The organism is Pseudomonas sp. CFBP 8772 (assembly GCF_014841665.1).
GTDB classification, from domain to species: Bacteria; Pseudomonadota; Gammaproteobacteria; order Pseudomonadales; family Pseudomonadaceae; genus Aquipseudomonas; species Aquipseudomonas graminis_B.
The window spans coordinates 100,639-121,547 of sequence record NZ_JACYUI010000004.1 but is presented as its reverse complement, the minus strand read 5'-3'; the positions used below and the strand labels follow the sequence as shown (position 1 = coordinate 121,547).

18 protein-coding genes, 2 tRNA genes and 1 pseudogene are annotated in these 20,909 nt (G+C 59.4%); 12 read left to right on the top strand and 9 right to left on the bottom strand.

The window, feature by feature from the left end:
• Window positions 1–86: 86 nt before the first annotated feature.
• The 4 genes from IFT99_RS10470 to IFT99_RS10455 all read right to left on the bottom strand — a co-directional run bounded on the left by IFT99_RS10470 (window position 87) and on the right by IFT99_RS10455 (window position 4,769).
• A complete protein-coding gene (locus tag IFT99_RS10470; protein ID WP_192132128.1) occupies window positions 87–1,376 on the bottom strand; it encodes a virulence factor family protein in 1,290 nt (429 codons plus the stop codon).
• Window positions 1,376–4,018, bottom strand: a complete 2,643-nt coding sequence (gene mprF / locus IFT99_RS10465; RefSeq protein WP_192132125.1) for a bifunctional lysylphosphatidylglycerol flippase/synthetase MprF — start codon at window positions 4,016–4,018, stop codon at window positions 1,376–1,378. The genes IFT99_RS10470 and mprF overlap by 1 nt, the downstream gene beginning before the upstream one ends.
• A gap of 329 nt (window positions 4,019–4,347) precedes the next feature.
• Window positions 4,348–4,424, bottom strand: a tRNA-Met gene (locus IFT99_RS10460).
• Window positions 4,425–4,692: 268 nt separating this feature from the next.
• Window positions 4,693–4,769, bottom strand: a tRNA-Met gene (locus tag IFT99_RS10455).
• A 237-nt stretch (window positions 4,770–5,006) separates the two neighbouring features.
• On the opposite strand from IFT99_RS10455, the gene dinB reads away from it, so the two are divergent.
• Window positions 5,007–6,065: a DNA polymerase IV gene (gene dinB, locus IFT99_RS10450; RefSeq protein ID WP_192132123.1), complete on the top strand. Its 1,059-nt coding sequence runs from the start codon at window positions 5,007–5,009 to the stop codon at window positions 6,063–6,065.
• A 17-nt stretch (window positions 6,066–6,082) separates the two neighbouring features.
• Here dinB and IFT99_RS10445 read toward each other — a convergent pair whose 3' ends face one another.
• From IFT99_RS10445 to IFT99_RS10435, 3 genes are all read right to left on the bottom strand, one after another.
• Window positions 6,083–7,039, bottom strand: a complete 957-nt coding sequence (locus tag IFT99_RS10445) for a hypothetical protein (protein WP_192132121.1) — start codon at window positions 7,037–7,039, stop codon at window positions 6,083–6,085.
• An 83-nt stretch (window positions 7,040–7,122) separates the two neighbouring features.
• Window positions 7,123–8,838 (bottom strand): proline--tRNA ligase, encoded by a 1,716-nt coding sequence (locus tag IFT99_RS10440; protein ID WP_192132119.1) that lies wholly within the window; start codon window positions 8,836–8,838, stop codon window positions 7,123–7,125.
• A 173-nt stretch (window positions 8,839–9,011) separates the two neighbouring features.
• Window positions 9,012–10,334, bottom strand: coding sequence for an OprD family porin (locus IFT99_RS10435; RefSeq protein WP_192132117.1), 1,323 nt, complete (start codon window positions 10,332–10,334; stop codon window positions 9,012–9,014).
• A gap of 981 nt (window positions 10,335–11,315) precedes the next feature.
• Here IFT99_RS10435 and IFT99_RS10430 point away from each other — a divergent pair.
• Together IFT99_RS10430 and IFT99_RS10425 are read left to right on the top strand one after the other, a co-directional pair.
• Window positions 11,316–11,741 carry an HIT domain-containing protein gene (locus IFT99_RS10430; protein ID WP_192132115.1) on the top strand — a complete coding sequence of 142 codons (426 nt, stop codon included), beginning with the start codon at window positions 11,316–11,318 and terminating at the stop codon, window positions 11,739–11,741.
• Window positions 11,742–11,743: 2 nt separating this feature from the next.
• Window positions 11,744–11,950 carry a SlyX family protein gene (locus tag IFT99_RS10425; protein ID WP_065989748.1) on the top strand — a complete coding sequence of 69 codons (207 nt, stop codon included), beginning with the start codon at window positions 11,744–11,746 and terminating at the stop codon, window positions 11,948–11,950.
• Window positions 11,951–12,026: 76 nt separating this feature from the next.
• Here IFT99_RS10425 and IFT99_RS26770 read toward each other — a convergent pair whose 3' ends face one another.
• Entirely contained in the window at window positions 12,027–12,248 is a 222-nt protein-coding gene (locus IFT99_RS26770; protein WP_004667445.1) for a cold shock domain-containing protein, read from the bottom strand.
• Window positions 12,249–12,308: 60 nt separating this feature from the next.
• Window positions 12,309–12,632: pseudogene (locus IFT99_RS26765) on the bottom strand (cold shock domain-containing protein membrane protein); the annotation flags it as partial.
• A 425-nt stretch (window positions 12,633–13,057) separates the two neighbouring features.
• Here IFT99_RS26765 and IFT99_RS10415 point away from each other — a divergent pair.
• The 9 genes from IFT99_RS10415 (at window position 13,058) to tolQ (ending at window position 20,906) form a co-directional block, all read left to right on the top strand.
• Window positions 13,058–13,531 (top strand): Dps family protein, encoded by a 474-nt coding sequence (locus tag IFT99_RS10415; protein WP_037014103.1) that lies wholly within the window; start codon window positions 13,058–13,060, stop codon window positions 13,529–13,531.
• A gap of 436 nt (window positions 13,532–13,967) precedes the next feature.
• Complete coding sequence (locus IFT99_RS10410; RefSeq protein ID WP_065989744.1) at window positions 13,968–14,315, top strand: ribbon-helix-helix domain-containing protein; 348 nt, start codon at window positions 13,968–13,970, stop codon at window positions 14,313–14,315.
• Between the two features lie 262 nt (window positions 14,316–14,577).
• Entirely contained in the window at window positions 14,578–16,353 is a 1,776-nt protein-coding gene (aspS, locus tag IFT99_RS10405) for an aspartate--tRNA ligase (RefSeq protein WP_065989742.1), read from the top strand.
• A 138-nt stretch (window positions 16,354–16,491) separates the two neighbouring features.
• Window positions 16,492–17,238 (top strand): YebC/PmpR family DNA-binding transcriptional regulator, encoded by a 747-nt coding sequence (locus IFT99_RS10400; RefSeq protein ID WP_065989740.1) that lies wholly within the window; start codon window positions 16,492–16,494, stop codon window positions 17,236–17,238.
• A gap of 124 nt (window positions 17,239–17,362) precedes the next feature.
• Entirely contained in the window at window positions 17,363–17,887 is a 525-nt protein-coding gene (gene ruvC, locus IFT99_RS10395) for a crossover junction endodeoxyribonuclease RuvC (protein ID WP_065989739.1), read from the top strand.
• A 61-nt stretch (window positions 17,888–17,948) separates the two neighbouring features.
• Entirely contained in the window at window positions 17,949–18,557 is a 609-nt protein-coding gene (gene ruvA, locus IFT99_RS10390; protein ID WP_065989737.1) for a Holliday junction branch migration protein RuvA, read from the top strand.
• Window positions 18,558–19,613 (top strand): Holliday junction branch migration DNA helicase RuvB, encoded by a 1,056-nt coding sequence (gene ruvB, locus IFT99_RS10385; RefSeq protein WP_065989736.1) that lies wholly within the window; start codon window positions 18,558–18,560, stop codon window positions 19,611–19,613.
• Window positions 19,614–19,750: 137 nt separating this feature from the next.
• Window positions 19,751–20,221, top strand: a complete 471-nt coding sequence (ybgC, locus tag IFT99_RS10380) for a tol-pal system-associated acyl-CoA thioesterase (protein WP_093463495.1) — start codon at window positions 19,751–19,753, stop codon at window positions 20,219–20,221.
• Window positions 20,211–20,906 (top strand): protein TolQ, encoded by a 696-nt coding sequence (gene tolQ, locus IFT99_RS10375; protein ID WP_037014076.1) that lies wholly within the window; start codon window positions 20,211–20,213, stop codon window positions 20,904–20,906. Before ybgC ends, tolQ begins: the two co-directional genes overlap by 11 nt.
• The last annotated feature ends 3 nt before the right edge of the window (window positions 20,907–20,909 follow it).

Sequence of the window (20,909 nt, the reverse complement as noted above, 5' to 3'; positions counted from 1 at the left end):
CCAGATGCTAACCGGCTTGAGCAGGCCCCAAAAACAAAAAAATCCCCGCACTCGCAAGAGCGCGGGGATTTTTTATGGGTGCTGGATTACTCGGCGGCGGGCTCTTTGCCCTTCCACTTGTCGATCACCGCACTCAAGCGCTTGGCCAGGGCAGGGTAGTCTTCGTCAAAGTGATGGCCACCGGGCAGCTGCATCTTCTCGCCGGGCGCAGTGGCTTCGGTGCAGCCGCTTTCGTCCTTCTCTTCGATGCCGTAGACGCACAACACCTTGTCGCCGGGCAGCTTGGCCATTTCAGGCCCTGTCGCGGCTTCTTTACCGGCAGCGCCCAACCACCCTTCAACAGCGATCTCGAAGCTGCCGGTGCGGGCGAAGGCGAGCAGGATGATCCCGTCGACCCGCGCCTTGTCTTCTTCCGGCAAGCGGTTGTAGATCGCGGGCAGCACATCGGCGCCGAAGGAGTAGCCGGCAAGGACGAAGTGCTTGGCACCCCATTTCTGCCGGTAGTGGGCCATCAGCTCGCTGAGATCAGCGGCGGTCTGTTCAGGCGATTTGTGCTCCCAGTAATAACGCAGCGTGTCGATGCCGACGACCGGGTAGCCGCCCATTTTCGCCATGTCGCCTGCCACGTCCTTGTCCAGGTCGCGCCAGCCGCCGTCGCCGGACAGAAACAGCGTCACCGTGTCGGAGGGCTGTGAAGACGGCACCTCAACCACAGGAATGTTCAGGCCGCCGTTGTCATCACCACCAATCAGGCGACGGCGCACTTCGTTGTTCAGCACCTGCGGGTATTTGATGTCGTAATCGCTGATGCTGGTTTCGGTGTTGGGTGCGTCACGGACCAGCGTGGCGCTTTCGTCGTCAGGCCCATCGTTCCAGGCGACCGTCCACTTGCCGTGGGCGGCGGCTTTCGGCACAGGATCGGTGCAGCCCGGCTGATCGCGCACGAAGCCGACCGAGATGGCCCGGGCGTTGTCGTTGTTCTGACCGGCCAGCCAGCGCCAGGCCACCGAAGCACCAGGCCCGACACCGGCGACCAGATCAGGGGCACCGTCGAGCTTCTGCAGCGCAGCATTGAAGGTCTTGGCCTGAAGCTGACAGTCATCCTTCGGCAGTGTCACTTGGATCACACGAGCGGAAGCGTCGTAGCTCAGGGCGAGCAGTTGCTTCTCGGTCAGTGATTCTTCGGCGGTGACGGCCAGGGCGACTTGGGTTTTCACCTTGGTCGAGGGCACTACACGGATCAGCGCAGAGCCGTCGTCCAGGGTGATGTGTTCAAGGGTCGGTTGCGCGGCGGGGCGGTTCCACAGCCAGAAACCCAATGCCACCACCAGAATTACCAGGGCTGCGAGCAAAAAGCGCCAGTAGCGTTGAATCATCAGCGTTTCACCAATCCAGTCAGGCCGCCCGCGATCAGGGCGGCGGTATCTGCCAGTGCCACCAGCGGATCAAGTCCTGCGGGCACGGCCATATAACGAGGTTCCCAGTCAGGCTGGAATTTGTCTTTGAAACGGCGCAGCCCCTGGAAGTTGTAGAGCTGTTCGCCACGGCTGAACACCATCGAACCCAGACGCTGGGTCAGAGGTGCGCCACGCCGCGGTTGCAGCCCGGACAACGGCACCATGCCGAGGCTGAAGCGGGCGTAACCTTCTTTTTTGTAATGCAGGATCAGCCCGACCATCATGAATTCCATGGTCAGCTTTGGCGCTTCCGGGTGCGAGCGCATCAGGTCCAGGCTCGCCAGATCATTGCGCGAGGTCTCCAGCAGATTGGAGAACGCGACCGGCTTGCCCTGGAAATGGACGATGGCGATACGGAAATGCTTGAGGTACTCCAGGCTGAAGCGGCCCAGCGAGAAGCCTTTCTCGCGCACGTTCTTGCCCATTAGCCACGCATCGGAAATCACTTTGAGCTCATCCATGGGCGCTTGACCCACTTCATAGATTTCCAGCGACAGACCGTCGCGCCCACCCCGGTTCCAGGTGTAGCGCAGGTCCTTCATTTCCTTGCCCTTGGCTTCGATATCGAACTTGTGCAGATCCACCCGGGCTTCTTCGCCCAGCTTGATAGCAGTCAGGCCGATGTCCATGTAGAACGGCAGGTTCTCGGCGCGCACCTGATAGAACACAGGGCGGGCATGGTGAACGTCGCACAGATCGCGGAACTGCCAGATCAGCTCGGCCCGTTGCTGGGTCGGGCCAATCGGGTCGTACAAGGCAACCAGGCTGCGGCCACGATGGGCGTACATCAGAAAGGCGTTGCCGTCCGGGTGCATCAGCACCGCTTTGTCGCCGGTGAGGACCAGACCACCATCGGGCTGGCTGGACGCTTTGATGATCTCTGCCGCTTTGGCCAGTTGCGCCTCGTCAGGCAGGTTGATCACAGGGCGAGCGGTGCGCAGCAACCAGGTCAGCGAGACGATCAACAGCAACACCGCGCTGCCCAGTGCCGAACGCAGCCCGCGAGGGGCGTCGGCGTCCAGGGTGAATTGCCACCACAACTGATGGCTGTAGGGCACGTCCTGGTAGGCGAACAGCAGCAGCCAGACCGAAGCCCCCAGTACGCAAACACTGGCGACCAGATACAGCGGCGAGAACGGCAGTTCCAGCAAGCGACTCGGGCGGTAGAACGAGCGCCGGAAGATCGCCAACAGGCACGCGGTCAGGAGCAGCAGGCTCGCTTCTTCCCAGTCGAAACCTTTGAGAATCGACAGGATGGAGCCCACAAACAGCAGAATCGTGGTCAGCATCCATGCCGCGGAGAGGCGACGACGCAGGCCCTGGGCAAGCAGCAGGCAGAGCACGCCAATCAGGCTGGCGCCGAAGTGAGAAGCGTCGATCAGTCGATGGGGAATGAGGAACCCGAGACTCTCCAGACGGGTATCAATCTCGGGCGTGGAGCCGGAAAACAGCAGTACCACGCCGGAGAGGAACACCAGCAACGCCAGAATCGGGGCGCCAAGGCCTGATGCAACACGCATGGCCTGTTGCGCGAAAAGCAGTCGCTTGGCCTCACTGTAGAGCAGCACCAGACACGCGATCAGCAGTGGCATCACCACGTAAATCAGGCGGTACAGCAGCAGCGCGGCAGCCAACGGTGCAGCGCCCAGTTCGTCGGCAAATGCGGCGAGCAGAATGGCTTCAAAGACGCCGACCCCGCCGGGCACGTGGCTGAGAACGCCGGCGGCCAAGGCCAGCAGGTAAACCAGCAGGAAAGCGCCGAAGGGTGGGGCGGAGGGCAGCAACAGATAAAGGACGGCCGCAGCGGCTGCAACGTCCAGCGCGGTGATCACCAGCTGCATCAGCGTCAGGCGCACGCCAGGCAAACGCAGCGTTCGGCGGCCGGCGCGCACCAGCAAGTTATGCGGGATCGTCTGTTCCGGCAGACATCGGCGATAAATGGCATAACCCAGGATTGCGCTGATGGCCAACACCGCCACCGCCACGGTGGCCAGCACCGGCACCGACACATGCAGCGCCAGCGAAGCGGCGGGCAGGTCGCTCAAGGTCGCCAGGGCCGCCAGCGGGGGAAGTGCGCAACCCAGTGACAGGCTGGCGAACAGGGTCATGTGGGCAACTTCGCCCGCACCCACTCCCAGTCGCGAATAAAGACGGTAACGAACCGAGCCGCCGGACAACATTGACAGGCCTACGGCGTTGCCGATGGCGAACGCGCAAAACCCGCCCATGATCAGCGACTTCGGTGGCAGATCGACATTGGCGTAGCGACTCGCGGACCACTCGTAGCCCAGCAGAATCACAAAGCCGATCGCCGTCGCCAGCACCGCGCCCGCCAGAGAAGGCAGCGGCACGCTGAGCAGCGAATCCTGCAGGGCGTAGATGTCCAGCTCTGTCAGCATGTGCCGGCAGGCGATCAGGGCGACGGCGAACAAAAGGATGGTGACGCCCAACCCGATGGGTTGACGGTACTTGCTCACCAGTTCGCGTGGGCGCAATCGTTTCGGGGGAGCCGGAGGATGCTCCGTCACTGCTTCATTTGTGTCGGACGGGTTGGCGCGCATCAATCACTCCTTGGATCGTGCGCGACAGGATGGAGGTATACAGCCAAGTTACCAATCCCTACGCAAAAAATAATTCAGGATGTTAGCGCTTCAACGTCTAACGGGCGAATACCACGGGTACGTATCAGTGACCGTTCAGTCTAGGTTCAGTCGCTGGCCAGCGTATCGGCAGGGGCGATTAAAACTATTGCCCCGGCAACATACAGTAACAAGACCTCTCGGATGAACGCACCCCGGTAATGGGATGTGACAAGGATTCCGACCCGCTGTTCGTGAGCTTTCAGCGAGGCAAAAAAAAGGCCACTCTTTCGAGTAGCCTTTTTAGATGTTGGTTGCGGGAGCCGGATTTGAACCGACGACCTTCGGGTTATGAGCCCGACGAGCTACCAGACTGCTCCATCCCGCGTCTGTGTGGCGGCATTCTACAGTCGAACGACAAAGTGTCAACCTTTAATGCCAAGCATCGACAAAATAACCGTATCGGGAGCGTTGGGTCGCCTAAGTGGCGGTTGGACAAGGCTTTTATCGCAATCCGCGCCTAAGGGCAGGTCGCCGTCATCCATGGACCCGGTTTAATTCATATGAAGAGGTGAGGGGGGGTAACGATGAGGGCGGGCTTGCTCAAACAGCGGCCACAAAAAAGGCCACTCTTTCGAGTAGCCTTTTTTGATGTTTGGTTGCGGGAGCCGGATTTGAACCGACGACCTTCGGGTTATGAGCCCGACGAGCTACCAGACTGCTCCATCCCGCGTCTGTGTGGCGACATTCTACAGAGGATCGCCGGGGTGTCAAGCAATCGGCAGAAAAAAATGCTTTTTCTTCAAGCGGTTAGCGTGGCGGGTGGGACGGATATCGGTGGCGCGCCTCGGTTTTGAGGGGTTTAGGCAGGTTGGGTGGTGCGTACATTCCGTAGGGAGCGAGGCTTATTAAGTGTCAGAAAGTCGCGTGAATGAGATACTGCACGACCGTTTTCCTACGACCCCATGTGATGCCGCAGCGCAAAATCATCCATATCGACTGTGATTGCTTCTACGCCGCGATTGAGATGCGCGATGACCCGCGCCTGGCCGGCAAGCCCCTTGCAGTGGGTGGGTCGGCAGAACGGCGGGGTGTGATCGCCACCTGCAACTATGAGGCCCGGGCCTACGGCATTCGCTCCGCGATGTCATCCCGTCATGCGCTGACACTGTGCCCGGACCTCACCATCGTCAAACCGAGGATGGACGCCTATAAAGAAGCATCGAAAGAGATCCAGACGATCTTCCGCGACTACACCGACCTGATCGAGCCGCTGTCGCTGGATGAGGCTTATCTGGATGTCACGGAATGCGAGCACTTTGCGGGCAGCGCGACGCGCATCGCCCAGGACATTCGGCGGCGGGTCTCCAATCAGCTGCACATCACGGTTTCCGCCGGCGTTGCCCCGAACAAGTTTCTGGCCAAGATCGCCAGTGACTGGAAAAAGCCCAACGGGCTGTTCGTGATCACGCCTGATCAGATTGAAGACTTCGTCGCCCAGTTGCCAGTGTCCAAATTGCACGGTGTCGGCAAAGTCACCGCCGACAAGCTTGGCCGCCTCGGCATCATCACCTGCACCGATCTACGCGGCTGGAGCAAGTTGTCGCTGGTGCGGGAATTCGGCTCGTTCGGCGAGCGGCTGTGGAATCTGGCCCATGGTGTGGATGAGCGTCCCGTGCAGAACGACAATCGGCGGCAGTCGGTCAGCGTCGAAAACACCTACGACACCGATCTGCCGGACCTCGCCAGTTGTTTGCTGATGCTGCCGGCGTTGCTGGAAACGTTGAACGACCGCATCGGTCGGATCGACAGCCTCTACCGCCCCGGCAAGCCGTTCGTGAAGGTCAAGTTTCACGACTTCACCCAAACGACGCTGGAACAGGCGGGGGCAGGGCGGGACTTGAGCAGTTACGAGCAACTGCTGACCCAGGCGTTCGCACGCGGTGGCAAGCCTGTGCGATTGCTGGGAATCGGCGTGCGTCTGCATGACCTTCGTGCTGCCCATGAACAGCTGGAGTTGTTCAGCTGAGGCTGGTTCAGGCCAGGTTATTCGCTGCCCGGCGGCACTGCGACCAGTCGACCGGCGTCTTTTGCCAGTGACCGAAGGAATTCGTGCTGCAACTGCGGATCGTTGCGGGTCAGTTCGATCAATGACTGTTCCAGCTCACTGGCTTCTTCTTCCAGGCCCAGCTCGGACAGACGCTTGACGCGATGCACCCACTGGCTGACTTCGTCGTCTTCCAGATCGTCGTAAATCAGGTCATGGGCTTCAATCAGCTTGCCGCGCAGTGATTTGCTCAGCGGCAGTGTGGCAGTTGCCTGGACGTTGCTCTGGTCATCCTGAACCTTGATGTTCAGCTGGGTGACATAACTCAGGTTCTGCTCGGCGAACGGGCTGTCCAGCAGATTCACCCGCAGCACGCCGTTACGGTCCGTATTCAGCTCGTGGGCCTCTTTGCCCGCAGTGACTTCAACCGGCGCTTCACTCCACGGCAGGCTCGAATGCTCGACGCGATGATCGCGCTGCACCTCGTCGATACCGGCCAGGTTCTGTTGAGCGCGTCCATGGGAGGGCGCATTCATGAACGGGTTGACGCCCGCGACCCCGTAAGTGAGCCAGTCCTTGGTGACACTGTCCGGCAGGCTGCCGAACGTCAGCACGTTGACCACGTTGGCGCCGACGCCCGCGACGATGGCCACGGCGCCCAGGGGGATTTCATAGACTTCCCGCCAAGGCTGATACGGCGTGTACCGGTCGTAGTGGCGGGTGACTTCGAATTCAGTGATGTCGAAGGTTTTCAGCTCGTGGATGCGTATCCGGCGCTGGGGCAATTCCAGCGTCTTGGGCTCGCCAAGGTCGACCTGAAAACTGTGGTCGAGCAATTTGCGCTCGACACGTTCTTCATGCTCGCTGCGCTGGGACAGATGATTGGCACAGCCGCCGAGAGCCAGGCTGGTGCACAACACAGTGCCCGCGAGACGTGAGGTATTTCGCTTGAACATGAGATCTCTAGGTGCAGGTAAGGCGCATCGCAGAGGCGTGGCGGATGAAAGCGCGCCTGCACAATCGCAGGCGCGCCATCCGGTCAGCGCTTGATCCGGTCCTTGATGAAAGACAACACATCGGCAACAGGCAGGGCCTGCGGTTCGGCTTCGGTGCGGCTCTTGTATTCGAGGTTGCCCTCAGCAAGACCACGGTCACTGACCACGATGCGATGCGGAATGCCGATCAGTTCCATGTCGGCAAACTTGATCCCCGGGCTGGTCTTCTTGTCGCGGTCATCCAGCAACACTTCGAAGCCCGCCGCCGTCAGTTCGGCGTACAGCTTGTCGGTTGCCTCTTTGACTGCATCGGTTTCGTAGCGCAGCGGCACGAGGGCGATCTGGAAAGGCGCGAGCGCGTCGCTCCAGATGATGCCGTTTGCGTCGTTGTTCTGCTCGATCGCAGCCGCCACAACGCGGGACACACCAATGCCGTAGCAACCCATGGTCAGGGTGACCGGCTTGCCGTTCTCGCCCAGCACCTGGCACTTCATCGCGTCGCTGTACTGGGTGCCCAGCTGGAAGATGTGCCCGACTTCGATGCCGCGCTTGATGATCACATTGCCCTGACCGTCAGGGCTTGGGTCGCCGGCGACGACGTTACGCAGGTCAGCCACGGCGGGAACCGGCAGGTCCCGTTCCCAGTTGACGCCGAAGTAGTGCTTGTCATCAATGTTCGCGCCAATGCCGAAGTCGCTCATCAGCTCCACCGAGCGGTCGATGATGCACGGCAGCGGCAGATTCAGCGGGCCGAGGGAGCCCGCGCCGGCGCCGATGGCGTCACGCAGTTCGGCTTCGGAGGCCATGACCAGCGGGCTGGCGACTTGCTCCAGATTGGACGCCTTGATTTCGTTGAGCTCGTGATCGCCACGGATGATCAGCGCAATCAGCTTGCCTTCCTCGGCAGCATGCACAACGAGGGTCTTGACGGTCTTTTCGATCGGCAGATTGAACTGCTCGACCAGGGCCGCGATGGTCTTGGCGTCGGGGGTGTCGACAAGGCGCAGTTCTTCAGTCGGGGCAGGGCGGCTGGCCTCGCGCGGAATGGCTTCGGCTTTTTCGATGTTGGCGGCGTAGTCGGAGGTGTCGCTGAATACGATGTCGTCTTCGCCGGACTCCGCCAGTACGTGGAACTCATGGGAGCCCGCACCACCAATGGAGCCGTTGTCAGCCACCACAGGGCGGAAGTTCAGGCCCAGGCGGGTAAACACGTTGCAGTACGCCTGATGCATACGGTCGTAGGTTTCCTGAAGGGAATCCTGGGTCGCATGGAAGGAATAGGCGTCCTTCATGATGAATTCGCGGCCGCGCATCAAACCGAAGCGCGGGCGGATTTCGTCACGGAATTTGGTCTGGATCTGGTACATGTTGATCGGCAGCTGTTTATAGCTGTTGAGCTCGTTGCGGGCCAGATCGGTGATGACTTCTTCGTGGGTCGGGCCCGCGCAGAATTCGCGATCATGACGGTCTTTCAGGCGCAACAGCTCAGGGCCGTACTGTTCCCAGCGGCCCGATTCCTGCCAAAGCTCTGCCGGTTGAATGCCCGGCATCAATACTTCCAGCGCGCCCGCTGCGTTCATTTCTTCACGAACCACCGCTTCGACCTTGCGCAATACCCGCAGGCCCATGGGGAGCCAGGTGTAGAGACCGGAGGCAAGTTTGCGAATCATGCCGGCACGAAGCATCAGCTGATGGCTGATCACGACCGCATCGGATGGCGTTTCTTTCTGTGTGGCGAGCAAATATTGACTGGTACGCATGGTCGGCCGTTGTCGGTTGCGGTGACTGGGAAATGACCCGGCATTGTACGGTGGTGGTATCGCTGAGTACAGGCCGGACGGGCGCCGCAAGGGGAGGGATTGTCAACCGTGCGCCCATGAAAAAGCCCGGCGCGAAGGCCGGGCTTTTCGATAACGAGTGTCAGACAGTGCGATTACAGGACCGAAATCGGGTAGTCGACGATCAGACGGAACTCGTTGATATCGCCTTCGCCCTGGTCAGTGTTGGCACGGTGGAATGCTTGACGGATGCGGAACGACAGGTCTTTGGCTGGGCCGGTCTGAACAACGTACTTGGCCTCAACGTTGGTCTCGTGGTGTTTGCCATCCTCACCGTACAGACCGGTGTAGGTGCTGTTCGACGGAGTGTGAGTCCCGTCGATGTCAGTACCTGTCACGTAGCGAGCCATGAAGCTCAAGCCTGGAACACCGTAAGTGGCCATGTTCAGGTCGTAGCGGGCTTGCCAGGATTTTTCACCCGGGCCGTTGAAGTCGGAGTATTGAATCGAGTTCGCCAGGAAGATCGAGTCGCCACCGCGGTTGTTGTCGCCGATACCGATGTAGTCGAACGGTGTATCACCGTTAACTTTCTGGAATGCCAGGGTCAGGGTATGAGCGGCCAGGAACGAGTAGGCTGCAGACAGGGAGAAAGTGTTGTTGCTAATGTCGCCTGCTTTCTTGCTGCCGGTGTCCTGGGTGTTGTAGTAGTTGAAGTCGAACGCCAGCGCCTGGTCGTCGGTCAACGGCAGTGCGTAGTTCACGTTGCCGTAGGACTGGTTCCACACGTCTTCCAGTTTGTTGTAGTAGAAACCAACGCCCAGGTTGTCAGTGATCGAGTACTTGCCCCCGCCATAAGTAGCGGACTTGGAGGTCACGCCAGCGTAGGTGGCCCAGATATCGCCGTTGTGGGTCATATCGTCCTGGCTGGTGCCCGAAGTGAAGCGACCGGCTTCTACGTCAAGACCTTTGATCTCGCTGCTCTGCAAGGTCACGCCAGTTGCTGTTTGCGGCAGCAGGCGGGAGCCGCCGACTGCGAAGACCGGGTTCTGCGGCTGCATGTCGCCGATCTTCAGTTCGGTCTTGGAGACGCGGAATTTAACAGCGCCACCGGCCTTGCCGAAGCTGTCTTCGTTTCGGCCCTGGCTGTCGGTGACCAGGTTGCCTGAACCAGAGTATTTGTCGGAGCCATCGAGCTTGAAGCCGGCGTAACCGAATGCGTCAATACCAACACCGATCATGCCTTGGGTGTAACCGGAGCTGTAGTTCGCCCAGAAACCTTGGGTCCAGTCCTTGTCGTCTACGGCGCCATCTTTTTTGTCGCGGTTGAAGTAGTAGTTACGAGCTTTGAGTTCCAGCGTGCTCCCCTCTACAAAACCAGTTGCTTCGGACTGATCGCTTACGAATGCCGCAGCCGATGCCAATTGGGTGCTGGCTGCAGTAACTGCCAGTGCGATTGCGCTCCACTTCATCACTCTCATCGTGACTTTGCTCCTTTGGTTTTTAAGAAGAGTACTGCCGTCCACCTGTTTTTTTATCTGGCCGGCTTCTTTCTTTTTGGTGTCGGCGAAATCTACAACACGCTGACATTATTGGCGATAGTGACAAACCTATCCTTTCAGTTTCTTTACGGCCTTGTCGCCGCCAGCTTTGTCCATGTCGCTACTGAACAGCTCCTGTTTATTCAACCGTGCGCTACCGGGTCACTGTGGACGCTGAATTCATTCATCACTCATCGAATCCAGCCGCTTCAGCTACCTTGTCAAACGACGCTGAGTCCTTTCGGGTTCGGCCTGTCTTTCGACGCGCTCGTCTTCAAGCTAGTGTGTGACAAAGCAACAACCGTGCACAAAATTTCGACGAACATGAAAAATTTGTCGAAAGCGGTGAGGAAACATTCGATGTTGCCCTTAACCCACTGAATTAAAACGATAAAAATATTTTAGATAGCCTGCTTTGTAACATCAGTTGCCTTGAGGATAACGCGGGCAAATGTCACTGGCGTTACCTGTTACCTCTCCGAAGTGGGTAAATCGCGGATAGCTGTCACATATTCGCGCCTCATCTGAGTCTTTTTGGTGCGTCGTCCGGCGAAGTTGCCTGCGTTTGGTTCTCTCGGATCGGAGTCGGCCTGGTATCTGGCGTTATGCAGCTAGGGTCAGCGTCTAAAATTGAACGTGAGGCCCGAGTTCAAAGGGTTTTCCCGAAATCCGGTGCTTGATTTGCAGCAACGCAGTCGGGCCTTGATCTGCTTCATGAGCGTGCGCGGCGGTTTTTTATGCGCGCTTCTGGTGCGAGGCGGGCGCGTACTGCTCGCCGATCAACACCAAATCCGCAAAATGCCTTGAACTGCACTGCCAGATGAATCACGCGGAATTCACGAGTATCCTTCCGTCTCCCACGACCTCCATCGGGCCGGTGACTTGGCTCGATAAATCTAATCGGCGATCAGGAGTATCAACGTGTTTGTTCTGGATCCGCGCTTGCTGCAAGACACACTGCCGATTGGCGATTTCCCGCTGTGCACGCTGCTGCTGTCCAATGATTCCAATTACCCATGGTTCATCCTGGTGCCAAAGCGTCCGGACATCAGTGAAGTGTTTCAGCTTTTAGAGACGGAGCAGGCCCAGTTGTGGAGGGAAACCACCTACCTCTCGGCCGTACTTGATCGTACTTTCAAGGCCGACAAAATGAACGTTGCAGCCTTGGGAAATGTGGTCAATCAGCTGCATATGCACGTCATCGTTCGCCGGGTCGGCGACGCGGCCTGGCCTGCGCCGGTGTGGGGCAAGCACCCCGCCAAGCCTTACTCGGCGGAGGAGGTGGCCCGGATTACCACGCTACTGAAGTCGGAATTGACCGAAGCATTCACCTTTAAGGAGGACTGACCATGGAGCTCGAATCTCGGGTCATGGAGCTGGAAAGTCGACTGGCTTTTCAGGACGATACGATTCAGGCCCTCAACGACGTATTGGTTGCCCAGCAGCGCAGCCTTGATCGTCTGGAATTACAGATCGCCGCCCTGATCAAGCGTCAGGAGGAAATGGGCGGGCAGGGCGACGGCTTTGCTGAAGACTCGCGTCCCCCTCACTATTAAGGGAAAGGGCGCTAAGGGCAGGAATTTCAGCCAAAAAAAACCGCGCCTGTGAGCGCGGTTTTTTTATGCGGCGACGTTAACGGCGCGGGAGCGCAGCGATGACGTCTTCCGCTTGCAGGCCTTTGTCGCGGTTCATCACCGAAAACTCGACACGCTGGCCTTCGACCAGAACGCGGTGACCTTCACCGCGGATAGCGCGAAAGTGCACGAAGATATCATCGCCCGAATCACGGGAAATGAATCCGAAGCCTTTGGAGGTGTTGAACCACTTTACCGTGCCGGTATCGCGGTTGCCCAAGTCCTGGGACTGCGCGGCGGGCGCGGGAGAGGAGCGATAAAAGCTGACAGCCAGGTGCAATGCCACGGCAATCACGACAGCGAGCAGACTGACCAGAACGGCCGGTTGGCCGGCGATGGTTTCAAGTGGAACGACCAGCGTGAGGATTTGAAGCACGACGGCCAGGACGAGCAAGCCGCTGACCAGGTTTTGCAGTTGATGACGTGGACCTTTATTCCAGTAGGGAATCACTGGCGCGAGCACCAGGTTGATGAGGCCAAATAGCGCCAGGTACAGCGCATCCGGTTGGGACAGGTAAGAAGACAGCGCTTCACTACGCAGGCTGGGGATGAAAGACAGCAGCAGGGCAGCTGCGCCCGTTAGCAGGTGGACTATTTTCAACATTTCGATGACTCACATTAAGATGGATCACAAGGAAATAGCGGGTGACCTTCGGTACGCTTCGGGAAAAAAGGGAGGCGTGATGCACGAGTGTCGGTCCTGCCTATGCACTGCCGCCGGACGGCACTTTGGTGGCAGCGCGTCTGTATTTAACAGCAAAGCCGAGAGCTACTCAAATCAAGCGCTTAGCGCCCGTGCAGGCGGATGATTGCCGCCGTATGCCGGTTTTTTTTGATTGCGATCAAAAGCTCGTTCCAGAGCGGCCGCCATAAACAAACCGTCACGCCGATCGTTGCTATTAAATGAAGCGGGTCTGACCGCGGTCGTGGTGGCCGAACTAATCCCGACAGATGGCTGCGCAGGGTCAATGGTCTTGATAGAGTGGTCGGCAGTCGTTTGAAAAAAACCATCATAGAAGAGGGCTGAACATGGCAATCGATATCGGCATCAGCGAAGAAGACCGCAAGTCCATCGTGGACGGCCTTTCCCGCCTGCTGGCAGACACCTACGTGTTGTATCTGAAAACCCATAACTTTCACTGGAACGTGACTGGGCCGGCTTTCCGTACGCTGCACCTGATGTTTGAAGAGCAATACAACGAACTGGCGCTGGCGGTGGATCAGATCGCTGAACGTATCCGCGCACTGGGATTCCCGGCCCCGGGTACCTATTCGACCTATGCACGTTTGTCGTCGATCAAGGAAGAAGAGGGCGTACCTGCGGCCGAGGACATGATTCGTTCGCTGGTTCAGGGGCAGGAAGCGGTCACCCGTACGGCACGGGGCATCTTCCCGTTGCTGGACAAAGTGAGCGACGAGCCAACGGCGGACTTGCTGACCCAGCGCATGCAAGTGCATGAGAAAACGGCCTGGATGCTGCGCTCGATGCTGGAAACCCAGTAATCAGACACGCAGTAAGCGACAACTGATCAACGAAACACAGGCGCGGGCAACGTAACGAGTGCCCGCTCCGCACTGCTGCTACCCGCCTCGCACGACTGTCCCCTCCTGATTCATCCTCTGTGTCAAATCCCTCCGCTCATCGCGCTCATCTGTAAAACGCATTCGCCGAGTTTGTCGAGTCGGGCTGACTGCAGTCGTCGGCTGAACGGGACGAAATAAATCGGCAAAAAATACATATCTAACACCCCGAGGGAGATAGGGTCTGGGCCGTTTGCCGCCTCTCGAAAATCACCCCTGCAGCGTGGCGATCTCCTACAGGTTCAGAGTGCTCCTTCTGCTGGTTGCGCCTTTTGGAATACGGCTTGATAGACACCTCTTTTCAACTGATTGCGAAGGTGCCGATGCCAAATCCGTAATCGCAACAAGGGGGACCTGCATGAACCTGAATACTGCCCGAGAGGGATGGGAGCCGACCCAGTGTCTGAACGCCCGGGGCGACCCTTTTATCGAAAATTTCAACATGAGCCTCGCCCAGCCGCACGCCAGATCGGTGAGGCTCAATGGGCTGGCCACGTGCCTGCGACTTGAGGAGGTGTACTGGAATATTCTGTCCGAAATGGCCCGATTCAACGATTGCTCCATCAATGCCGTGCTGTCCTACGTCGATCGCGAGGTTCACCTGCGTTACGGCGGCGTCAAGAACTTCAGCGGTCTGATCCGCGTCGTGTGCGTAGCGCACGTATTGAGTGCCGAGGGCTTGCGGTTGACGCCGTCCCCGACATGACCTGATTTCAGCGGGCCCGTTGCGGCGGGCCTGCATTCGCTGGCGGCACCGCGCCATCCACGCGCCGCGCCGACATCTTCTTGCCCGGTATCGGGCTGCGCGGCTGCACAGCGATGATTATCCCTATATAATCCCCCGCCTTACTGTGGAAGGCAGGAACTGACCGTCAGGTCGGACTGCATGCCAAAGCTTGCGCACCCTTGCACCGGCGACGGGCGAAAGCTCCATCGAATTCCGAATTACGAGAAGTGAACACACGATCATGATGCGCAGCCATTATTGCGGCCAACTGAACGAGAGCCTGGAAGGTCAGGAAATTACCCTTTGCGGATGGGTCCATCGCCGTCGCGACCACGGGGGGGTGATTTTCCTCGACATTCGCGATCGTGAAGGTCTGGCCCAAGTGGTTTTCGATCCGGATCGTGCTGACACCTTCGCCATCGCCGACCGTGTTCGCAGTGAATACGTGGTCAAGTTGACCGGTAAAGTGCGCGCGCGTCCTGCCGGCGCCGTCAACCCGAACATGGCGTCGGGCGCAATCGAAGTGCTGGGCTACGAGCTCGAAGTGCTCAACGAGTCGGAAACCCCGCCGTTCCCGCTCAATGAATACTCCGACGTCGGCGAAGAAACCCGCCTGCGTTATCGCTTCATCGACCTGCGTCGTCCGGAGATGGCTGAAAAGCTGCGTCTTCGCTCGCGTATTACCTCGAGCATCCGTGGCTTCCTGGACGGCAACGGCTTCCTGGATGTCGAGACGCCGATCCTCACCCGCGCCACGCCCGAAGGCGCCCGTGACTATCTGGTTCCAAGCCGCACCCATGCGGGCAGCTTCTTCGCCCTGCCGCAATCGCCTCAGCTGTTCAAACAACTGCTGATGGTTGCCGGTTTCGACCGTTACTACCAGATCGCCAAGTGCTTCCGCGACGAAGACCTGCGTGCCGATCGTCAGCCTGAGTTCACTCAGATCGACATCGAGACCAGCTTCCTCAACGAAGAGGACATCATGGGCATCACCGAGACCATGATCCGCAAGCTCTTCAAGGAAGTGCTGGATGTGGAGTTCGACGACTTCCCGCACATGACCTTCGAAGAGGCCATGCGCCGCTACGGCTCCGACAAGCCGGACCTGCGCAACCCGCTGGAGCTGGTTGACGTTGCCGATCAGCTTCAGGCTGTGGACTTCAAGGTGTTCAGCGGCCCTGCGAACGATCCGAAGTGCCGTGTCACGGCGCTGCGCGTTCCCGGCGGCGCAAGCATGCCGCGCAGCAAGATCGACGAGTACACCAAGTTCGTTGGCATCTACGGCGCCAAAGGTCTGGCCTACATCAAGGTCAACGAGCGCGCCAAGGGCGTCGAAGGCCTGCAGTCCCCGATCGTCAAGAACATCCCGGAAGCCAACCTCAACGTGATCCTTGATCGCGTGGGTGCAGTGGACGGCGACATCGTGTTCTTCGGCGCTGACAAGTTCAAAATCGTCAGCGAAGCACTGGGCGCTTTGCGCATCAAGCTGGGCCACGACCTGAACCTGCTCACCTGTGAGTGGGCACCGATGTGGGTCGTTGACTTCCCGATGTTCGAAGAGAACGACGACGGCAGCTTCTCCGCGCTGCACCACCCTTTCACCGCGCCGAAATGCTCCCCTGAAGAGCTCGAAGCCAACCCTGCGACGGCGCTGTCCCGCGCCTACGACATGGTGTTGAACGGCACTGAGCTGGGCGGCGGTTCGATCCGTATCCACCGCAAGGAAATGCAGCAGGCCGTGTTCCGTCTGTTGGGTATTTCCGAAGACGAACAGCAAGAGAAGTTCGGCTTCCTGCTCGATGCGCTGAAGTACGGCGCGCCGCCCCACGGTGGTCTGGCGTTCGGTCTGGATCGTCTGGTCATGCTGATGACCGGCGCTCAGTCCATTCGTGAAGTCATTGCCTTCCCGAAAACCCAGAGCGCTGCGGACGTGATGACCCAGGCGCCGGGCGTGGTTGATGCCAAGGCATTGCGTGAGCTGCACATCCGCCTGCGCGAGACGCCGAAGGCCGAGTAAGCCGTGTAGACAAGGGCTCGGCGGACCGACCATTCGGTCCGCCCTGATCCCCGCCCATTCCGGGCACAGATTCGAGTGAAGCGTCTGCGTGTGAGCGATCAAGCGCGGGCGTGCGTGTTTCAAGGTTTGGAGCGTGTTATGGCTGGTCATTCCAAGTGGGCGAACATCAAGCACCGCAAAGAGCGTCAGGATGCCAAGAAAGGCAAGATCTTCACCAAGTGGATCCGCGAGCTGACCGTCGCTGCCCGTCAGGGCGGTGGTGATCCGGCGTCGAACCCGCGTCTGCGTCTGGCGCAGGACAAGGCCCTCGGCGCGAACATGAGCCGCGATATCATCGACCGCGCCATCGCTCGTGGCGCCGGTGCGGCCGATGCCGATGACATGGTCGAACTGGGCTACGAAGGTTACGGCCCCGGTGGCGTCGCGGTCATGGTCGAAACCATGACCGATAACCGTAACCGGACTGCGGCTGCCGTACGCCATGCGTTCAGCAAATGCGGTGGCAACCTGGGGACTGACGGTTCAGTGTCCTATCTGTTCGAGCGCAAGGGGCAGATATCCTTTGCACCGGGCGTTGATGAAGACGCGCTGATTGAAGCTGCCATGGAAGCGGACGCTGACGACGTGGTGACCCACGAAGACGGCTCCATTGACGTGTTCACCTCGTTCTCCAGTTTCTACGCTGTGCGCAATGCGCTGGAAGCCGCTGGTTTCACGCCCGCCGATGCGGAAATCGTGATGCAGCCGACCACCAGTGCGGTGCTCGATCTGGACATGGCGGAGAAGGTCCTCAAGCTGATCGATATGCTGGAAGACCTGGACGATGTGCAGAACGTCTATTCCAATGCAGAAATCCCGGACGAGGTGCTGGAGCAGCTTGGCTGATCCTTCGCCCGCTCGGACTTGAGGCCGGAGCGCACGAAGCGTTGATGATCAACGCTATCGGCCTCCGGCTTCTGCCTTTATGCTGCGTCCAATTGTTCGCGTTACCTCTCAAGCTGCAGGCGTTATGACTCTTATTTTAGGTATCGACCCCGGTTCACGAATTACCGGGTTTGGCGTGGTGCGTGATACCGGGCGTGGCTGCGAGTACGTGGCCTCGGGTTGCATTCGTACGGGCACAGGCTTGCTTCATGAACGGCTGCAGATTGTGTACCGCGGCGTGCGCGAGGTCATTCAGACGTACGGCCCGGTGACCATGGGCATCGAAAAGGTGTTTATGGCGCGTAACCCCGACTCGGCCTTGAAGCTGGGTCAGGCCCGCGGTGCCGCTATTGTTGCGGGCGCCGAAGAGGGGCTGGAGATCGCCGAGTACACTGCGACCCAGGTCAAGCAGGCCGTCGCCGGAACAGGCGGTGCCAACAAGGATCAGGTGATGATGATGGTGATGCATCTGCTCAAGCTGACCACCAAGCCTCAGGTGGATGCTTCGGATGCACTGGCAATTGCCATGTGTCACGCGCATACCCGATCCAGCCTCATCCCTCACGGCCTGAACACCGCGCGCAGTCGTGGCGGTCGTCTGCGGCTCTGATGGCATTATTTGCGTTAGCACGGCCCGTCGCAGCGACGGGCATCTGGAAAGGATTTGATTCGTGATTGGACGTCTACGCGGTACGTTGGTCGAGAAGCAGCCGCCGCATCTGGTACTGGATGTCAACGGCGTGGGTTATGAAGTCGAAGTGCCCATGACCACGCTTTATCGCCTGCCTCATCTGGGCGAAACCGTGACGCTGCACATCCATCTGGTGGTCCGCGAGGACGCGCACCTGTTGTTCGGGTTCTACGAGAAGCGTGACCGCGAGATGTTCCGCGAGCTGATTCGTCTGAACGGGGTCGGACCAAAGCTGGCGCTGGCCCTCATGTCGACGCTGGAAGTGGATGAGTTGGTGCGCTGTGTCCAGGCGCAGGACACCTCCGCGCTGACCCGCGTCCCGGGCGTTGGCAAGAAGACCGCCGAGCGTCTGTTGGTTGAACTGAAAGATCGCTTCAAGGCGTGGGATTCGCTGCCGGGCACCTTCGCCCTGGTATCGGACGGACCAGGCGCGCCGATGGCAGTGGCGACGGCGGAGTCGGATGCAGTCAGCGCCTTGATTTCCCTGGGCTACAAACCCCAGGAAGCGAGCAAGGCAGTGACCGCGATCAAGGACAAGAATCTCAGCAGCGAAGACCTCATTCGCCGCGCATTGAAGGGGATGCTGTAAGTGATAGATGCCGACCGTCTGATCGCCGCCACCGGGCGTGACCGTGACGAGCAACTGGACCGTGCCATCCGGCCGCTGAGCCTGGCCGACTACATTGGTCAGCCTACCGTGCGTGAGCAGATGGAGCTGTTCATCCAGGCGGCGCGCGGGCGCAGTGAAGCGCTGGACCACACGCTGATCTTCGGTCCGCCGGGCCTGGGTAAAACCACGCTGGCGCATATCATCGCGCAGGAAATGGGCGTTTCGATCAAGAGCACGTCGGGGCCCGTGCTCGAACGGCCGGGTGATCTTGCGGCGATTCTCACCAATCTTGAGCCGCACGACGTGCTGTTCATCGACGAAATCCACCGTCTGTCTCCCATTGTCGAGGAAGTGCTGTACCCGGCAATGGAAGATTTCCAGCTAGACATTATGATCGGTGAGGGCCCTGCGGCACGCTCCATCAAGCTCGACCTGCCGCCGTTCACGCTGGTGGGGGCGACCACCCGTGCGGGCATGCTGACCAATCCGCTGCGTGACCGCTTCGGTATCGTGCAGCGTCTTGAGTTCTATAGCACCGCGGATCTGGCCACAATCGTGTCGCGCTCGGCGAAAATTCTCGGGCTGTACATTGAGGACGAAGGCGCATTCGAGATTGCCCGCCGTGCACGGGGCACGCCACGGATCGCCAACCGGCTGCTGCGTCGGGTGCGGGATTTCGCCGAGGTGCGCGCCAAGGGCGAGATCACCAAGGCGATTGCGGACCTCGCGCTGAACCTGCTGGACGTCGACGAACGCGGTTTCGATCATCAGGACCGGCGCTTGCTGCTGACGATGATCGAGAAGTTCGATGGCGGGCCGGTCGGGGTGGACAACCTTGCGGCGGCGATCAGCGAAGAACGACACACAATTGAAGACGTGCTGGAGCCCTATTTGATTCAGCAAGGCTATATGATGCGCACACCTCGCGGCCGCATGGTCACGCGGCATGCGTACCTGCACTTCGGTCTGAACATTCCCTCGCGGATGGGCGACCGGGCAGTGATGGATGAACCCGTCGAAGACCCTGACGAATAAATGCACAATTGACCGATTTATTCGGGTGATTGAGGGTCTGAAGGGCAGTCACCGCTAAGTGATGTGACGCGGGCAGTAAAAACGATGAAAAACAGTTGCCTGGCCGGATTGGCAACCTGGGGAGTAAGCACTAGAGTATGCGCGCGCAAAACGGGGCTCAGTCGTTCGCACATCGTTGTCGCGTTTATTACGAGGACACCGATGCCGGCGGCATCGTTTACTACGTCAATTACCTGAAATTCATGGAGCGGGCTCGAACCGAGCGACTGCGGGAACTGGGCTTTGCCCAATCCGCAATGGCGGGTGTCGAGAACCTGTTGTTCGTCGTGCATTCAAGCGAGGCTCGATACCACAAGCCCGCGCGGCTGGACGACGAACTGCTGATCAGCGCCGAAGTAATCGAATTGAACCGCGCCAGCCTGCGCTTTCAGCAACAGGTCAGGCGGGCTGCGGATGATGTACTGCTCTGCGAAGGGCAGTTTTTGGTGGCGTGTGTGCGCGCCGACAGTTTGAAACCCCGGGCCATTCCCGAAGCTCTGCGCACGGCCTTTGCCGGGCAGGGCGGCGCGGGTACACATTCAGAGCAGGAGATACAGCGTGGAAGCTAACGTCGTCGACCATTCCTCCATGTGGAGTTTGGTCAGCAATGCCAGCGTGGTTGTACAGTTGGTGATGCTGATCCTGGTGGCCGCCTCGGTCACCTCGTGGATCATGATTTTTCAGCGCAGCGCCATGCTGCGCGCCGGTCGTCGCGCATTGGACAGCTTCGAGGAGCGCTTCTGGTCAGGTATCGATCTGTCCAAGCTCTACCGTCAGGCCGGCAGCAATCCGGACCCGGACTCCGGCGTAGAGCAGATCTTCCGCGCGGGCTTCAAGGAATTCTCCCGTCTGCGTCAGCAGGCTGGCGTCGATCCGGATGCCGTCATGGAAGGTGTTGCACGTGCCATGCGCGTCGCGATCTCCCGTGAAGAAGAGAAACTCGAGCAGAGCCTGCCCTTCCTGGCAACCGTGGGTTCCACCAGCCCGTACATCGGTCTGTTCGGTACCGTCTGGGGCATCATGAACTCCTTCCGCGGCCTCGCCACTGCGCAACAAGCCACTCTGGCCACGGTTGCACCGGGTATCGCCGAAGCGCTGATCGCCACTGCCATCGGCCTGTTCGCCGCGATTCCTGCGGTCATCGCTTACAACCGTTTCGCCGCTCGTGGCGAGAACCTGATCGGTCGTTACTACACATTCGCCGACGAGTTCCAGGCGATCCTGCACCGTAAAGTGCACACCAGCGAAGAATAAGCA

Bases quoted from the DNA above. Each gene is read 5' to 3' on its own strand.
- ruvC (WP_065989739.1), top strand. From the start codon at position 17,363: ATGACTCTTATTTTAGGTATCGACCCCGGTTCACGAATTACCGGGTTT.
- IFT99_RS10440 (WP_192132119.1), bottom strand. From the start codon at position 8,838: ATGCGTACCAGTCAATATTTGCTCGCCACACAGAAAGAAACGCCATCC.
- IFT99_RS10410 (WP_065989744.1), top strand. From the start codon at position 13,968: ATGAACCTGAATACTGCCCGAGAGGGATGGGAGCCGACCCAGTGTCTG.
- mprF (WP_192132125.1), bottom strand. From the start codon at position 4,018: ATGCGCGCCAACCCGTCCGACACAAATGAAGCAGTGACGGAGCATCCT.
- dinB (WP_192132123.1), top strand. From the start codon at position 5,007: ATGCCGCAGCGCAAAATCATCCATATCGACTGTGATTGCTTCTACGCC.
- IFT99_RS10400 (WP_065989740.1), top strand. From the start codon at position 16,492: ATGGCTGGTCATTCCAAGTGGGCGAACATCAAGCACCGCAAAGAGCGT.
- IFT99_RS10445 (WP_192132121.1), bottom strand. From the start codon at position 7,039: ATGTTCAAGCGAAATACCTCACGTCTCGCGGGCACTGTGTTGTGCACC.
- IFT99_RS10470 (WP_192132128.1), bottom strand. From the start codon at position 1,376: ATGATTCAACGCTACTGGCGCTTTTTGCTCGCAGCCCTGGTAATTCTG.
- aspS (WP_065989742.1), top strand. From the start codon at position 14,578: ATGATGCGCAGCCATTATTGCGGCCAACTGAACGAGAGCCTGGAAGGT.
- IFT99_RS10425 (WP_065989748.1), top strand. From the start codon at position 11,744: ATGGAGCTCGAATCTCGGGTCATGGAGCTGGAAAGTCGACTGGCTTTT.
- IFT99_RS10415 (WP_037014103.1), top strand. From the start codon at position 13,058: ATGGCAATCGATATCGGCATCAGCGAAGAAGACCGCAAGTCCATCGTG.
- ybgC (WP_093463495.1), top strand. From the start codon at position 19,751: ATGCGCGCGCAAAACGGGGCTCAGTCGTTCGCACATCGTTGTCGCGTT.
- IFT99_RS10435 (WP_192132117.1), bottom strand. From the start codon at position 10,334: ATGAGAGTGATGAAGTGGAGCGCAATCGCACTGGCAGTTACTGCAGCC.